Source organism: Oxalicibacterium faecigallinarum, from assembly GCF_014635705.1.
Lineage (GTDB): Bacteria > Pseudomonadota > Gammaproteobacteria > Burkholderiales > Burkholderiaceae_D > Oxalicibacterium > Oxalicibacterium faecigallinarum.
Genome location: NZ_BMDI01000002.1, coordinates 157,912 through 172,126, shown reverse-complemented (window position 1 = coordinate 172,126; position 14,215 = coordinate 157,912). Strand labels below are relative to the sequence as shown.

The following is a 14,215-nucleotide window of genomic DNA, read 5'->3' as shown; positions in this document are numbered from 1 at the left end:
CTCCCAAACCGATCGCGACCAGCAAGACGAAGCTGACAACAGCCAAATCTGCTGTCAAAAGCACTGCCAAGTCACTGGCCGGCAGCGTTGTCAAGGCATTGTCCAAATCGATCAAACCAGCCAGCAAGACAGTTGCTGCGGCGGCAAAAAAGGCGGTCGCCAAGAGTGCGGTAAAATCCCCCGCGAAGAGCAAGGCACCTGTTGCAACGCGCGCCAGTGCAGCCAAGACGACCAAGGCCGCCGGCGCAGCGAAAACGCCCGCTAAAAAAACCGCTAAAACGGCAACAAGTTCGGCAACCAAAACCGCAGTCACGGCGTCCAAACCAGCGCTCACTGCAACAACAAAAACCGCGTCCCGATCCGGAGCAAAAAAAGCGGCGCAACCCGCTGCTCCAATCGTGGATAAAATTGAACCATCCGTAGTTTCAAAGGCAAGCGAAGTGGCAACTAAAACATCAAAAGCACAAACGACCGCCCCTGGCGCCCTGTTGACAGAAGAACAGATTCTGAAAATGGGTGAAAAGGATTACATGAACGAGGCGCAGCTCGCCTTCTTCAAGGATCGTCTGCAGCAACTCGAAAAAGAGTTGCTCAAGAATGCCGACGAAACCACCGAACATCTGCGTGAAACCGTTCTGGTTCCCGATCCGGCTGATCGCGCCACCATTGAGGAAGAACATGCGCTTGAATTGCGTACCCGCGACCGCGAACGCAAACTGTTGAAAAAGGTGCAGCAGTCAATTGTCGCCATCGATGCCGGTGACTATGGCTGGTGTGAAGAAACCGGCGAACCGATTGGTGTGCCGCGTCTGCTGGCTCGCCCAACGGCAACCCTGTCACTCGAAGCGCAACAACGCCGCGAACTCAAGCAGAAGTTGTACGGCGACTGAGTTCGTACTCACGTTCGACTTGGTCGGATCAGACAAAAGCGCACGGCTCTTTCCGTGCGCTTTGTTTTTTTGTAGAATGCAACCATGTTGCAAATCGAGAACCTTGTGCATCGTTATGATGACGCATCCCATCCACAACTGGCCGTACCTGAGTTCGCCCTCGAAAAAGGGCAGCACGCAGTATTGGCCGGCCCCTCCGGCAGCGGCAAATCCACGCTGCTGCACCTGCTGGCCGGCATTCTGACGCCACAAGGCGGACGCCTTTCGATTGGCGGCACCGACCTTACCCAACTCTCTGCCTCATCTGCAGATCAGTGGCGCAGCCGGACCATCGGCTTCCTGCCACAAAAACTGGCGCTCATTCCCAGCCTGACGGTACGTGAAAACATTCTGGTTGCAGCCTATGCCGGCAATCACAAGCATGACACGGCACGGGCAGACGCCCTGCTCGGCAAACTGGGCATGCAAGACCGCGTGCACGCGAAGCCACATCAGCTAAGCCACGGCCAACGACAACGTGTTGCCCTCGCCCGTGCGCTTTTCCAGCGACCATTGCTGTTGTTGGCCGACGAGCCAACAGCCAGCCTGGACGACATCGCCGCACATGACGCGATTACCCTGTTGCGTACTCAAGCCGAGGAAAATGGCAGTTCCCTGATCATCTCCACGCATGATGCACGTGTGCTGCACGCCATGCCGGACGCCAAGACCCTGCGTCTGGCAGCACCGTTTTCGACGCAGGGGCTCTGATGCAATTGAATGCGTTCTCCCTTGCACTGAAATCACTGTGGCATCGCCCGCTCGCAACGGTACTCAATCTGTTCTTGATGGCCATCGGTATTGCGATGATGACCTTCATTCTGTCCGCATCGTCCCAGCTCACTGATCGGGCACTGCGCGATGCAGAGGGGATTGATCTGGTGGTGGGCGCGAAAGGCTCGCCGCTGCAACTGATCCTGTCCTCGATTTATCAGATCGATGCACCCACCGGCAACATTCCACTGGCAACCGAAACGCAACTCAAACAGAATCGCATGGTGAAGACAGCGATTCCGCTGGCGCTGGGTGACAGTTATCGTGGCTTTCGTATCGTTGGCACCAATGACGACTACATCCGGCATTACAAAGGTCAACTCGCGCAAGGCAACCTGCCGACGCACAGCATGCACGCTGTCATGGGCGCACTCGTCGCCCAACGGACCAAAGCTGCCATCGGCAATCATTTTTTTGGCTCACACGGTCTTGCCGATGGTGGATACGCGCATGAAGAAGCCGCATTTGAAGTCGTCGGCATTCTGCAACCCACCGGGACCGTACTTGATCGTCTGATCATTACGCCGGTAGAGTCTGTCTGGAAAGTGCACGAAAAAATCGATGGTCTGAATCCCGATGATCCCGAAGAACGAGAAGTCATGGAACAACACAGGGAACTGACGGCGCTGCTGGTCCAGTACAGTTCGCCACTGGCCGCCGTCACCATGCCACGCTTTATCAACAGTCAGCCACAATTGCAGGCCGCACAACCTGCGTTCGAATCGGCCAAGCTGTTCCGCCTGATGGGGGTTGGTATCGATGTCCTGCGCGGTATTGCCGCCATCGTTCTGCTGGCGGCAACGCTGGCCATGTTCGTTGCGCTCTACCATGCATTGGAAGAGCGCCGTACGGACCTTGCCATCCTGCGCACACTCGGCGCTTCACCCGCGAAACTCTTGCGCCTGCTGCTCACAGAAGGCTTGTTGCTCGCATTGCTCGGTGCCGCGCTGGGCTGGCTTCTTGGTCATGCAACCGTCGGCCTGCTCGCGCAGATGATGGCGAGCGAACACAATATCGTTCTGTCCGCCTGGTTTATCGCGGCGGACGAGATCTGGTTACTGCCACTCGCTATCGTGATTGGTATCGCCGCCGCACTGATTCCCGCGATGCGCGCCTACCGCACCGATATCGCGACCACACTCGCACATTGATCAACAGATTGAACGCATCATGAAAAAATTACTGTTCGCCCTGCTCGTTGCCTGCGCCCTGCCTGTTGCCGCACATGAACCCAAGTCGGATCACGCCAGGGAAACCATTGCACAACATCAAGCCATGGCAGAAGCCCATGCCGCTGCAGCGCAATGCCTGCGTAGCGGCAAGGATGAAAAAACATGTCATGCAGAACTGACTGCAGCATGCAAAGGTCTGGCGCTCGGCAAGCGCTGCGGCATGCGCCATGCGCACTAATGCCTGACGTTCATCGATTCCGTCCATTCATTCACTAGAATGCAACCCTGATTATCACGCTGGAGTTTGTCATGTCCCTGCCTCGCCGCTTTAGCCTGATCGTGTGCGCGCTGTTGTCGTACAGTGCAACCCATGTCGCCCTCGCACAATCTTCTGCGGAACAACATGCGAATACCACGACGCCGCCGCCCCAGATGCCGGTCCTCAAGGAAATACCGGGTGTCACGTCGTGGAACACGCTCGCCATGGTGAAGCAAAAGAAGGTGAAGAATCAGATTCTTCCCGCCTTTGCCAAAGAGGTGGTTGCCCTCGACAAACGGGAAATCAAGGTGCAGGGATTCATGATGCCGCTTGAACCAGGCGAAAAACAAAAGCACTTTCTGCTGTCCATTTATCCGCAATCCTGCAGCTACTGTTTGCCAGCAGGTCCGGAAGGCGTGGTGGAGGTGAACGCCAAGACGCCCGTCAAATACACGTTTGAACCGGTCGTTATTTCGGGCACCATGGAAATCCTGCAGGATGATCCCATGGGTCTGTATTACCGCATGAACAATGCGGCAATCAGCAAATAACTGACTTACCTCTACATTTGCCCATGTTTCACGCTCGCCCATCCATTGCACACACACCGGCATGCCTGATCGCATTGCTGGTGTTGGCACTGCTTTGTGCCCAATGGGCTGGGCTGCACCATCGCATCGAACATGCGGGACTGATTTCACCACACGTTCTGCAAACAATCGAGGCTGAAGACAATCATCAACCGGAAGCAACCCACTCGTGCATCCTGTTCGATGGCATTTCTCTGGCGGATGCAACACCCCTCTTGCCGGTCAGCCTGCCGCTGCTTCCCGGCGCACGCGTTCTCGCCTTGTGGCACGCGTTCGCCTCATGGGATGCCCCCCTGCTCTGCCATTTTTCTTCTCGCGCCCCACCCGCTCGACGCAACTGACTTACCGCCGTATTGCGCACACCGCCTCGTTTGATCGAGCGGTCGCTGCCGCACTTTGTCATTGTTATTCGAGGATTCTCCATGATTGCCCAACGTACCCTGCTGGCGAGCGCCGTATTGTCCGCGCTTGCCACCATGTCTGCCCCTGTTCTTTCACAGCAAACAAGCCAGACCCTGCCTGCCGTAACGGTTACCGCCACACCTTTCAATGATGGTGTCGAAAACCAGATTCTGGCACCAGCCACCGTCCTGCGCGGCGATGAGCTGCGCAACAAACTCGGCAATACCCTCGGCGACACGCTATCGCAAGAACTCGGTGTTTCTGCCTCGTCATTCGGCCCGGGTGCATCCCGCCCGATCATTCGCGGCATGGAAGGCCCACGCGTCAAGATTCTGCAAAACGGCATGTCGGTACTGGATGCCTCCACGTTCTCCAACGATCATGCGGTTGCCGGTGAAGGAGCCACGGCTCGCCAGATCGAGATCCTGCGCGGCCCGGCTGCCTTGCTGTATGGTTCGGGCGCGATCGGCGGTGTGGTCAACATTGTCAACGACCGCATTCCGACCACGCTGGTTGGCAAACCGACCGGCGAAGCCGAAGTGCGTTACAGCAGCGTCGATCATGGCAAACAGGTATCGACCTCGGTCGATGGCTCCACCGGCAACATCGGCCTGCATCTGGATGGCAACTTCCGCGATGCCGACGATTACAGGATTCCGGGCAATGTCGTCTTGGGCGATGCTTCCAGCGGATCCGGCACCTTGCCGAACTCGTTTACACGTGCCGGCAGCCTTGGCTTTGGCGGCAGCTACATCCAGAATTGGGGACACATCGGTGCATCGGTCGGTGTCAATGACGATCGCTATGGCATTCCTACCGAAGAACGTTCCTACATCAAACTCAAGCAGACACGTTTCGACATCGATGGCCTGATCAAGGAGCCGTTTGCCAATTTCGAATCCTTGCGCTTCAAAATCGGCAATACCGATTACGAGCACGCCGAGCATCACGAAGATGGCGATACCGCCGTGACCTTCAAGAATCGCGCGCTGGAATCAAGACTCGAACTGACCCACAAACCATTCGCCGGCTGGCACGGCACATTCGGTCTGCAAACCGAGAATTCGGAGTTCTCTGCGTTGCCTGCCGATGATCACGGCCATGGTCACAGCCATGCCACGGTTCCGCTGACCAAGACAGAATCGATCGCTGCCTTTCTGGTAGAGCAAAAGGATTTTGGCCCGGTACGTGCCAGTGCAGGAGCGCGTGTCGAATCGATCAAACGCAAGCCGGATGCAGCGTCCGGCAACACGAATCGCGACTTTACGCTGGGCTCGTACTCGGTTGGTGGCCTGTGGACCTTCACACCGGGCTATGGTCTTGGCCTGACCGGATCGATCGCGCAACGTGCACCTTCGGTAGAAGAACTGTATTCCGATGGTGCGCACGAAGCGACCGCCACGTTTGATATCGGCGATGCCAATCTGCGCAAGGAAACCTCGCGTAATATCGAGCTCAGTCTGCAAAAGACCGAAGGACTGTTCCGCTGGAAAGCCAACGTCTTTCACAACAGCGTCAAGAATTACGTTTATGGCGAAATGGGCGGACTGGTCGACGATCATGGCGATCCGGATCCAATCGGAGGTGAATATAGAGAACGCACTTGGTCGCAAAACGATGCGCGTATTCGTGGCGCGGAAGTCGAAGTCAGCTACAACCGCTTTGGCGAAGGCATTGGCCTGCGCGCGTTTGCCGACACCTCGCGCGGCAAGCTGACGGACGGACTTGGAAACCTGCCCTTGCAACCCGTCACGCGTTACGGCGGCGAAGTCAGCTATCGCCAGGGCAACTGGCAATCCGGCGTAAGCGTCCTGCATGCAGACAAGCAGCGTCGTCGGGCCAGCTTCGAGGACTTTGCAACGCCGTCTTACACCAAGGTTGACGCCAGCCTGTCCTACACGCAACGCACGAACAGCATGCCGATCACCTGGTTTGCAATGGTGAAAAACCTGCTGGATGAAGATATTCGTCTGTCAACATCCGTGCTGAGTGAGGTCGCCCCCCAATCCGGCCGCAATCTGATTGTCGGTATGCGTACACGCTTCTAATGCTTGTTCACAAAATTTGGGAAATTCCCGACACGCGTGTTTAATTCCTGTCACGTCTTTGTGTTACCTTTTAGCAGTTAAAGGGCTGGCCTGTATTTTGCTGCAGGTCAGCAATCATTCTGGCCCGTTGCCCACTGCGAACGGTGCCATCGCTGATCAGGAAACACGTGGGAATTTTTTCGTTATTCCGCAAAAAGGACAACAAGGCTCCGGTTCGCAAGACCGCCGGAGCCGCGTCGCGTAGCGAAGCACCTGTCGTGCGCAAGCCATCGCGCGTCACTGCCGACAAGATCGACGCCATCGAATCGGAAATGTCGTCCGAATTCGTGCAACCTTTGCCATTCAGCGGCAACACTCTGCCACTTTCGCCCGATCAGCTGTTCGGCAACACCAATCCTGCCAGCAGACCGCTGACACCACCCATTTCCGCTGCACGCACAACCGCACTGGATCAGGCAACCCTGACACAAGGCTCGACTACCGCGCTGCTGATGAGCAGCGAAACGAAACCCGGCCCGATTGCCTTGTCGGAAGCCGCCCCTGTCGTCGAAGAAGCAGCCATCCTGTTCGCCAACGGGCAGACCGACATGATCGAGCCGATTTTGCGGCATGCCATCGAAGACGACATGCTGGGCAGCATGCCACTGGCCGTTTGGGGCATGCTGTTCGATCTATACCAGATCACCGGTGAACGCGACAAGTTCGAAAATCTGGCCATCGAATATGCCAGCCGCTTTGAACGCTCGCCTCCCGCATGGCTTGATCGCGAACAAAACATCGAGCAAAACAACCTGCCATTACGCAAAGGGCTGCCACCAAGCGTTGCCTTCACAGACAAACTCGACAGCAGCATCGTCAAGCAGATCGAACGATTGCAAAATCTGTCCGGCATGAGCGAAACCCTGCGCCTCGACTTTACCCGAGTCACCGACGTCGATCCGGTGGGCTGTGGCCTGTTGTTCAACATCCTGATGCGCCTGCAAAAATCCGGACACCGACTGGCGCTGCTGGGCGCGGAGGAACTAACGGAAAAAATCCGGGCGATCCTCGCTGTCGGACGACGCGATGAAACCGAGGCACCCTGGTTATTGCTGCTTGAACTGCTGCGCCTGCTCAATCGTGAAGCAGACTTCGAGGAAACCAGCATCGATTACTGCATCACGTTTGAAGTCTCACCACCGGCCTTTACCGCACCACGCGATGCGGTCCTCGAGGAAACCGACGCATCAGTCGATATGCTGCACGATGATGAAGCAACAACGCGTTTCATGATGCCAGCCATCGTCGGCAACAAAACCGACTCCCTGTTGCCACAGATCATTGCTTTTGCGGAAATCCATCAGCCAGCCATCCTCGATTGCACCCAGCTGGTGCGCATGGATTTTTCTGCGGCCAGCCAGTTATTCGGCGGTCTCATGCCTGTGATCGCAGGCGGAAAAATCATCGAACTCCACAACGCCAATCATTTCGTGGCGGCACTCTGTCACGTCATGGGATTTCACGAAGTCATCCGCATCCTGCCACGCAAGACCTGACAAACCCCACGTTTTATCGGATCATCGCACGACGGCTTCGATCTTGCCGATTCTGATCTTGCATTTCGGCGCCTTGTCCCCACTTGCTCAGAAAAATCACGTCGTCACCTCAAAGTGATGCACTCGGGCGGATCGTCCAACGATCCGCCACTCCAATTCACAAACTGATTACAGAGACACGCATGGAACAATTTCACGGCACTACCATCCTGTCCGTTCGGCGCGGAAACAGCGTCGCACTTGGTGGCGATGGTCAGGTCACGCTCGGCAACATCGTCATGAAGGGCACCGCACGCAAGGTACGCAAGGTCTACAACGGCAAGGTACTGGTCGGCTTTGCCGGCGGCACCGCCGACGCGTTTACCTTGCTGGAACGCTTTGAGGCCAAACTGGAAAAACATCAGGGCAATCTGATGCGCGCCTCGGTCGAACTCGCCAAGGACTGGCGCACTGATCGCATGTTGCGCCGGCTGGAAGCCATGCTCCTTGTCGCCGATCGCGAGACCACACTGGTCATTACCGGCAACGGCGACGTGCTGGAACCGAACGACGGGATTGGTGCCATAGGCTCCGGCGGCACCTACGCGCAATCGGCCGCCAAGGCGCTGCAAGAGAATACCGATCTGTCGCCTGCGGAAGTCGTCAAGAAATCGCTGACCATCGCCGGCGAACTCTGCATCTATACCAATCTTTCGCACATCATCGAAACGCTCGACTGAGCGCGGCGATTTCAACCAAGACAAACATACGCCATGAACATGACTCCACAGGAAATCGTTTCCGAACTCGACAAGCACGTCGTCGGCCAGGGCAAGGCCAAGCGTGCCGTTGCCATCGCCCTGCGCAACCGCTGGCGCCGGCAGCAAGTGGCAGAGCCGCTGCGTCATGAGATCACCCCTAAAAACATCCTGATGATCGGCCCGACAGGTGTCGGCAAAACCGAAATCGCACGGCGCCTCGCCAAACTTGCCGACGCGCCCTTCATCAAGATCGAAGCGACCAAGTTCACCGAGGTCGGCTACGTCGGTCGCGATGTCGACACTATCATTCGTGATCTGGTCGATATCGGCATCAAACAAACCCGCGAGGTAGAAACCCGCAAGGTACGCGCACGCGCAGAAGACGCGGCAGAAGACCGCATCATTGACATTCTGGTACCGCCCGCACGCGATTTTGGTTTTACCAACGGACAGAACAATGCTGCGGCCGACGAAAAGAATGGCAACAGCACGCGCCAGACCTTCCGCAAGCGTTTGCGCGAAGGCAGCATGGACGACACAGAAATTGAAATCGAAGTGGCCGAAGCCGGCCCGACGATGGAAATCATGGCGCCTCCCGGCATGGAAGAAATGACCGAACAGATCAAGAGCATGTTTTCGGGCGTTAGCGGCAATCGCAAGAAACCGCGCAAGGTCAAGATCAAAGAGGCGATGAAGCTGCTGATCGACGAGGAAGCTGCCAAGCTCGTCAACGAAGATGAACTCAAGCAAAAGGCGATCGCCAACGTCGAGCAGAACGGCATCGTGTTTCTGGATGAAATCGACAAGATCGCCACGCGTTCGGAACACGGTGGCGGCGATGTCTCGCGTGCCGGTGTGCAGCGCGATCTGTTACCGCTGGTAGAGGGCACGACGGTCAATACCAAGTACGGCATGATCAAGACCGATCACATCCTGTTCATCGCATCGGGCGCTTTCCATTTGTCCAAGCCATCGGATCTGATCCCGGAGCTGCAAGGTCGCTTTCCGATTCGTGTCGAACTGGAGTCACTGTCGATTGCCGATTTTGAGCGCATTCTGACCAGCACGGACGCCTGTCTGACACGCCAGTATGAAGCCTTGCTGAATACCGAAGGGATTCAACTCGTGTTTGAAAAAGAAGGCATTCAGCGCATGGCCGAGATCGCCTACTCCGTCAACGAGAAGACGGAAAACATTGGCGCGCGCCGTCTGTACACCGTCATGGAAAAATTGCTGGAAGAGATTTCGTTCTCCGCCAGCGAAGGGAGTGAGAAGGAACTGCGCATCACCGCCAATTATGTGGATGAACGTCTCGGCGCCCTGGCCGTCGACGAGGATTTGTCGCGCTACGTACTGTAGTTCTTATCGCATTTCGTACGGCAACCGTCACAAGGAAGGCGCGTGTTTCTGACAGAAGCACACGCCTGATCACATGGCAAACAAGGCACTCGCAAAACGTCAGAGAATGACGATCCGACAGGAGCCTTCACAAAAGGCACCACGCAATCCGTTTGCGCTTGCCGCCAAACAACGGGCGGCAGGGCCGCATCAACCCGCAAAGCTGTCACAACGACCTGGCAAGAAACAATTGCTGGATCTGCTGCTGCAAAATAGCAAAGACGATTGACGTCGCCCTCTCGGTCAGGTGTATGCTACCGGCATGCCGACGCGTTATGGCACCCATGTACATCGTTGAGGAGAACATGATGGCGCTACCACATGCAACATCCGGACAATTGATCGACATCCTGCCACTTGGCCCGCGTATGGAGGAAGCCCATTCCAACGCCCTGTTCAAAACATCCCAGCTCGAACTGATGCGTCTGGTCCTGCCACGCGGCAAGGGCTTGCCCGAACACAAGGTGCCCGGGGCCGTGACGATCCAGTGTATTGAAGGTGAAATCGAACTTTGCGCGCACGGCAAGTCGCAGACCATGCAACCAGGACAACTGGTTTATCTGGCAGGTGGCGAACCGCATTCTTTGCACGCGCTGCAAGATGCCTCCGTGCTGCTGACCTTGCTTTTCCCCAGCCAGTCGCAGGACGCTGCGCGCAGTTAGGCGTCAGCCGTTTTCCACACGCGGATCGCGTGACAGCAGATGGGTAAGAATGTCACGCGGCGACTCCCCGTCAAACAGCACGGCAGCCACGGCATGCGCAATGGGCATGTCGACGCCCAGTCTGTCCGACAGGGCGCGTACAGCCTGGGCACAACGCACGCCTTCGGCCACATGCCCCAGCTCTGACACGATTTGCTGCAAAGGCTTGCCTTGTGCCAGCCCCAACCCGACCCGACGATTACGTGACAAGTCGCCGGTACAAGTCAGAATCAGATCGCCCATGCCAGTGAGACCGGTAAAGGTTTCTGCACGCCCGCCAAGCGCAACACCGAGCCGCATGATTTCAGCCAAGCCACGCGTCATCAGCGCTGCACGCGCATTGAGGCCAAGGCCAAGTCCGTCGCTCACGCCGGTTGCAATCGCCAGAATGTTTTTGACCGCCCCGCCCACTTCCACGCCGACCAGATCGTCGGTTGAATAGATGCGCAAACTACGACCATGCAAAGCGTCCACAACCCGCTGGCACAGCGCCGCGTCGCTGGAGGCAATGGTCAGCGCGCACGGCAAACCTTGCGCCACTTCCTGTGCGAACGAGGGGCCGGACAAGGCGCCGGAAGGAATGGCATCGCCCATTACTTCGCGCACGATCTGATGCGGCAGCAGATAGGTGTCTTCTTCAAAGCCTTTGCACAGCCAGACGATATTGGGAATCGCACAGGCCTTCAATCGCGCTGCCATCGGTCGCAGCCCCGACAGGGACGTGGCAATGATCAGCAAACCATCCTGCCCCACATGCTGAACGGCCATCTCGAAGTCGGCCGTCATGGTCACACCATCCGGCAAGGCAAATCCGGGGAGGTAGGCCGGATTTTCGCGCCTGGCCTGCGCCTCGCGCATGACGTCGGCTTCGCGGCCCCACAACACGACAGCATGAGAGGACGCAAGCGAAATCGCCAGCGCGGTACCCCATGCGCCCGCGCCAAGAATGGTGATATTCATGAAAGGATTCTACTCACAGAAGAAAAACGATGATTCGATCATGGGATGTCTACCGCGCATTCTAGTCGCCCCAGACTTCGGCCGTACGCACATAACCGCCGGTGCCATCCTCATGCATGACCTTGACCCATCCGCCGGACGCTGGTGCCTGCATCGCAAACAGTACGCCTTTGTCAGCGGTTGCCACAATCGGTGCTGCATCGGCATTGGCAGACAGCACACTGGCTCTAACGGCGGTCACCACCACCGTTCGTCTGTCCGACAAGGCGCCACTTTGCACCCAAGACAAGTCGCCGTCGGCGTCGCGGATCTTGCTCCAGCCTTCCTGATTGAGGATCAGCTCGACCGGCATGCCGCGCGGCGCGATGAACACCTTGCGCGCACGCTCGGTCGGGGCATTGTAGAGAATCGCCGCCTCACTACCGACGGACTTGTACTCCGCCGCCTGAGCCGTGCCATGGAGCAGCCAGCAGACAAACAGGGCAACCACACGTAGCATGGCTGCCCTGCTGCAGGGAAAAACAGAATGCGGCGGATTGCACACGCCGCGTTGCATTAGTGTTTGGCGGTCGATGCCGTCGAACCGTCCGCCATCACCAGACCGGCGCCTGCTTCTTTTTGCTGTTCGGCAAATGCCTGCAGACGCTGTTGGTAGAACAGTTCGAAATTGATCTCGCTCAGATGCACAGGCGGGAAGCCGGCACGCGTGATCATGTCGGCGATGTTAGCGCGCAGGTACGGATAGATCACGTTCGGGCAACCGATGCCGAGCAACGGGTCGAACTGCTCATCCGGAATGTTACGGATTTCGAAAATACCAGCCTGCTTGCCTTCCACCAGAAACGCGGTTTTTTCCTTGACCTTGGCAGTCACCGTGATCGTCACGGTCGATTCAAAAATGCCTTCTGCCAATGGGCGTGCACCCACATCCACGGCCACTTCGATAGCTGGCGCTTCCTGCTCGAGGAAAATTTCCGGAGAATTTGGTTGTTCCAGCGACAGGTCTTTCAGATAAACACGTTGAATCTGGAATACGGGTTGGAGATTTTCGTCAGCCATGAAGCTCTTTCAAATAATGATTGTGATTAAAAGGAAGGCGGACATACGTCCGCCTGAGTATTGCCAAACCTTGGATGCTGCCTGATTCTTCGACCTGATCTTTCGCGTATCAGGCACCTTGCAGCAGGCTATCCAGCTTGCCTGCGCGCTCCAGCGCGTTGAGATCGTCAAAGCCACCTACATGGGTGTCGCCGATATAAATCTGCGGCACGGTACGACGACCGGTTTTCTCCATCATCAAGGCGCGTTGCTGCGGATCGAGATCGACACGGATTTTCTGGACGTCGTCGATGCCTTTTGCCTTCAGCAGACGCTCTGCCATCACACAATAAGGGCAAACGCCCGTGCTGTACATCGTTACCGTGGCTGTCATGCTGCCTCCTTCTTCTTGCTGACCGGCAGGCCGGCGGCCCGCCATGCTTCCATTCCGCCCAGAAGGCTGCTGCTTTCAAAGCCTTCTTTACCCAAAAGTGAGGCCGCCTTGTTTGATTGCAAGCCCCGGTCGCACACCGTCACAACCGTGCGGCCCTTGGCCTTGTCCAACTCGCCGACGCGCTCTTTCAATGCCGACAAAGGAATATTTTTTGCATCTTTGATATGTCCGGCAGCGAACTCTTCTTCGCTACGCACGTCAAGGATAAAGCCCTTGTTCTGATTGAGCAGTTGGGTAGCTTGCAAAGGAGAAACCTTTGCACCGACCTGTCGCAAGGTATGCGCAACCAATGCACCGCCAGACAGGAAGACAATCGCCAAAAGGACCAGATTATTGATGTCAGAAAAGAAATTCACAGCGTTCCAGTGGGTAGAAAGAATGTTCGCATTATAAAATAGACGGCCGAAACCGATCCGGATTCGGCATTTTGCATCAAAAACTCATTACCACCTATCTGACTCATGTACAAAATCGTATTGATGCGCCATGGCGAGTCCACATGGAATCTCGAAAACCGTTTCACAGGCTGGGCCGACGTTGACCTGACCGAAAAAGGTTGCGCTGAAGCAAAAAAGGCAGGGGTCCTGCTGCGTGAGGCCGGTTTTACCTTTGACCTTGCCTACTCTTCCATGCTCAAACGTGCGATCCGCACGCTGTGGATCACGCTGGACGAAATGGATTTGATGTGGATTCCGATTGTCTGCGACTGGCACCTCAACGAGCGTCACTACGGCGCCTTGCAAGGCATGAACAAGGCAGAGACCGCGGAAAAATACGGTCAGGACAAAGTCATGCAGTGGCGTCGCAGTTTTGACATTCCGCCTAGCCTGCTGGAGGAAAATGACGAACGCACGTCCTATGGCGATCCACGCTACGTCGGTCTGAAGCGTGAAGAAATTCCACTCGGCGAATGCCTGAAGGATACGGTGGAACGCGTTGTTCCCTACTGGAATGACACAATCGCGCCGCAAATCCGTGCCGGCCGCAATATCATCATTTCAGCCCATGGCAACAGTCTGCGCGCGCTGATCAAAATGCTGGACGAGATCAACGATCAGGACATCATCACATTGAATATTCCAAACGGCCGCCCGATCGTGTACGAGCTGGATGCCGATCTGAAGCCGATTCGTCATTACTATCTCGGCGATGAGGGCGCCACTGCGCATTCGAAATAAACGTGCCGTTCGTCTTGCTGCCCACCCGCCTCTTCCG

18 protein-coding genes are annotated in these 14,215 nt (G+C 56.6%); 13 read left to right on the top strand and 5 right to left on the bottom strand.

Going from position 1 to position 14,215, the window contains the following annotated elements; translation table 11 throughout:
* Positions 1-32: 32 nt before the first annotated feature.
* From dksA to IEV29_RS10770, 12 genes are all read left to right on the top strand, one after another.
* Complete coding sequence (gene dksA / locus IEV29_RS16375) at positions 33-890, top strand: RNA polymerase-binding protein DksA (protein WP_425531682.1); 858 nt, start codon at positions 33-35, stop codon at positions 888-890.
* Between the two features lie 84 nt (positions 891-974).
* Entirely contained in the window at positions 975-1,640 is a 666-nt protein-coding gene (locus IEV29_RS10820; RefSeq protein WP_188381316.1) for an ABC transporter ATP-binding protein, read from the top strand.
* Complete coding sequence (locus IEV29_RS10815; protein ID WP_188381315.1) at positions 1,640-2,854, top strand: FtsX-like permease family protein; 1,215 nt, start codon at positions 1,640-1,642, stop codon at positions 2,852-2,854. The genes IEV29_RS10820 and IEV29_RS10815 overlap by 1 nt, the downstream gene beginning before the upstream one ends.
* A 19-nt stretch (positions 2,855-2,873) precedes the next feature.
* The gene (locus IEV29_RS10810; RefSeq protein ID WP_188381314.1) at positions 2,874-3,113 is read left to right on the top strand and encodes a hypothetical protein; all 240 of its coding nucleotides are present in this window, start codon (positions 2,874-2,876) and stop codon (positions 3,111-3,113) included.
* Positions 3,114-3,184: 71 nt separating this feature from the next.
* A complete protein-coding gene (locus tag IEV29_RS10805) occupies positions 3,185-3,685 on the top strand; it encodes a DUF3299 domain-containing protein (protein WP_188381313.1) in 501 nt (166 codons plus the stop codon).
* A gap of 23 nt (positions 3,686-3,708) precedes the next feature.
* A complete protein-coding gene (locus tag IEV29_RS10800) occupies positions 3,709-4,065 on the top strand; it encodes a hypothetical protein (protein ID WP_188381312.1) in 357 nt (118 codons plus the stop codon).
* An 81-nt stretch (positions 4,066-4,146) separates the two neighbouring features.
* The gene (locus IEV29_RS10795; protein ID WP_188381311.1) at positions 4,147-6,174 is read left to right on the top strand and encodes a TonB-dependent receptor; all 2,028 of its coding nucleotides are present in this window, start codon (positions 4,147-4,149) and stop codon (positions 6,172-6,174) included.
* A gap of 167 nt (positions 6,175-6,341) precedes the next feature.
* Positions 6,342-7,709 carry an STAS domain-containing protein gene (locus tag IEV29_RS10790; protein ID WP_229726353.1) on the top strand — a complete coding sequence of 456 codons (1,368 nt, stop codon included), beginning with the start codon at positions 6,342-6,344 and terminating at the stop codon, positions 7,707-7,709.
* 182 nt (positions 7,710-7,891) lie between these two features.
* A complete protein-coding gene (gene hslV, locus IEV29_RS10785; protein WP_188381310.1) occupies positions 7,892-8,428 on the top strand; it encodes an ATP-dependent protease subunit HslV in 537 nt (178 codons plus the stop codon).
* Between the two features lie 33 nt (positions 8,429-8,461).
* Positions 8,462-9,808, top strand: coding sequence for an ATP-dependent protease ATPase subunit HslU (gene hslU / locus IEV29_RS10780; RefSeq protein WP_188381309.1), 1,347 nt, complete (start codon positions 8,462-8,464; stop codon positions 9,806-9,808).
* Positions 9,809-9,881: 73 nt separating this feature from the next.
* The gene (locus tag IEV29_RS10775; RefSeq protein WP_188381308.1) at positions 9,882-10,076 is read left to right on the top strand and encodes a hypothetical protein; all 195 of its coding nucleotides are present in this window, start codon (positions 9,882-9,884) and stop codon (positions 10,074-10,076) included.
* 79 nt (positions 10,077-10,155) lie between these two features.
* Positions 10,156-10,509 (top strand): cupin domain-containing protein, encoded by a 354-nt coding sequence (locus IEV29_RS10770; RefSeq protein WP_188381307.1) that lies wholly within the window; start codon positions 10,156-10,158, stop codon positions 10,507-10,509.
* Positions 10,510-10,512: 3 nt separating this feature from the next.
* Here IEV29_RS10770 and IEV29_RS10765 read toward each other — a convergent pair whose 3' ends face one another.
* The 5 genes from IEV29_RS10765 to IEV29_RS10745 all read right to left on the bottom strand — a co-directional run bounded on the left by IEV29_RS10765 (position 10,513) and on the right by IEV29_RS10745 (position 13,356).
* Positions 10,513-11,508: an NAD(P)H-dependent glycerol-3-phosphate dehydrogenase gene (locus IEV29_RS10765; protein ID WP_188381306.1), complete on the bottom strand. Its 996-nt coding sequence runs from the start codon at positions 11,506-11,508 to the stop codon at positions 10,513-10,515.
* Between the two features lie 61 nt (positions 11,509-11,569).
* Entirely contained in the window at positions 11,570-12,007 is a 438-nt protein-coding gene (locus IEV29_RS10760; RefSeq protein WP_188381305.1) for an SH3 domain-containing protein, read from the bottom strand.
* Between the two features lie 56 nt (positions 12,008-12,063).
* Positions 12,064-12,567, bottom strand: coding sequence for a protein-export chaperone SecB (gene secB, locus IEV29_RS10755; RefSeq protein WP_188381304.1), 504 nt, complete (start codon positions 12,565-12,567; stop codon positions 12,064-12,066).
* Between the two features lie 109 nt (positions 12,568-12,676).
* Entirely contained in the window at positions 12,677-12,940 is a 264-nt protein-coding gene (gene grxC / locus IEV29_RS10750; protein ID WP_188381303.1) for a glutaredoxin 3, read from the bottom strand.
* Complete coding sequence (locus IEV29_RS10745; RefSeq protein WP_188381302.1) at positions 12,937-13,356, bottom strand: rhodanese-like domain-containing protein; 420 nt, start codon at positions 13,354-13,356, stop codon at positions 12,937-12,939. The genes grxC and IEV29_RS10745 overlap by 4 nt, the downstream gene beginning before the upstream one ends.
* A gap of 105 nt (positions 13,357-13,461) precedes the next feature.
* Between IEV29_RS10745 and gpmA the strand changes: the two genes are divergently transcribed.
* Positions 13,462-14,178, top strand: coding sequence for a 2,3-diphosphoglycerate-dependent phosphoglycerate mutase (gpmA, locus tag IEV29_RS10740; protein ID WP_188381301.1), 717 nt, complete (start codon positions 13,462-13,464; stop codon positions 14,176-14,178).
* Positions 14,179-14,215 lie beyond the last annotated feature (37 nt).

Bases quoted from the DNA above. Each gene is read 5' to 3' on its own strand.
- IEV29_RS10815 (WP_188381315.1), top strand. From the start codon at position 1,640: ATGCAATTGAATGCGTTCTCCCTTGCACTGAAATCACTGTGGCATCGC.
- hslU (WP_188381309.1), top strand. From the start codon at position 8,462: ATGAACATGACTCCACAGGAAATCGTTTCCGAACTCGACAAGCACGTC.
- IEV29_RS10775 (WP_188381308.1), top strand. From the start codon at position 9,882: ATGGCAAACAAGGCACTCGCAAAACGTCAGAGAATGACGATCCGACAG.
- IEV29_RS10760 (WP_188381305.1), bottom strand. From the start codon at position 12,007: ATGCTACGTGTGGTTGCCCTGTTTGTCTGCTGGCTGCTCCATGGCACG.
- secB (WP_188381304.1), bottom strand. From the start codon at position 12,567: ATGGCTGACGAAAATCTCCAACCCGTATTCCAGATTCAACGTGTTTAT.
- IEV29_RS10770 (WP_188381307.1), top strand. From the start codon at position 10,156: ATGGCGCTACCACATGCAACATCCGGACAATTGATCGACATCCTGCCA.
- IEV29_RS10805 (WP_188381313.1), top strand. From the start codon at position 3,185: ATGTCCCTGCCTCGCCGCTTTAGCCTGATCGTGTGCGCGCTGTTGTCG.
- IEV29_RS10810 (WP_188381314.1), top strand. From the start codon at position 2,874: ATGAAAAAATTACTGTTCGCCCTGCTCGTTGCCTGCGCCCTGCCTGTT.
- IEV29_RS10765 (WP_188381306.1), bottom strand. From the start codon at position 11,508: ATGAATATCACCATTCTTGGCGCGGGCGCATGGGGTACCGCGCTGGCG.
- grxC (WP_188381303.1), bottom strand. From the start codon at position 12,940: ATGACAGCCACGGTAACGATGTACAGCACGGGCGTTTGCCCTTATTGT.
- hslV (WP_188381310.1), top strand. From the start codon at position 7,892: ATGGAACAATTTCACGGCACTACCATCCTGTCCGTTCGGCGCGGAAAC.
- gpmA (WP_188381301.1), top strand. From the start codon at position 13,462: ATGTACAAAATCGTATTGATGCGCCATGGCGAGTCCACATGGAATCTC.
- IEV29_RS10800 (WP_188381312.1), top strand. From the start codon at position 3,709: ATGTTTCACGCTCGCCCATCCATTGCACACACACCGGCATGCCTGATC.
- IEV29_RS10820 (WP_188381316.1), top strand. From the start codon at position 975: ATGTTGCAAATCGAGAACCTTGTGCATCGTTATGATGACGCATCCCAT.
- IEV29_RS10795 (WP_188381311.1), top strand. From the start codon at position 4,147: ATGATTGCCCAACGTACCCTGCTGGCGAGCGCCGTATTGTCCGCGCTT.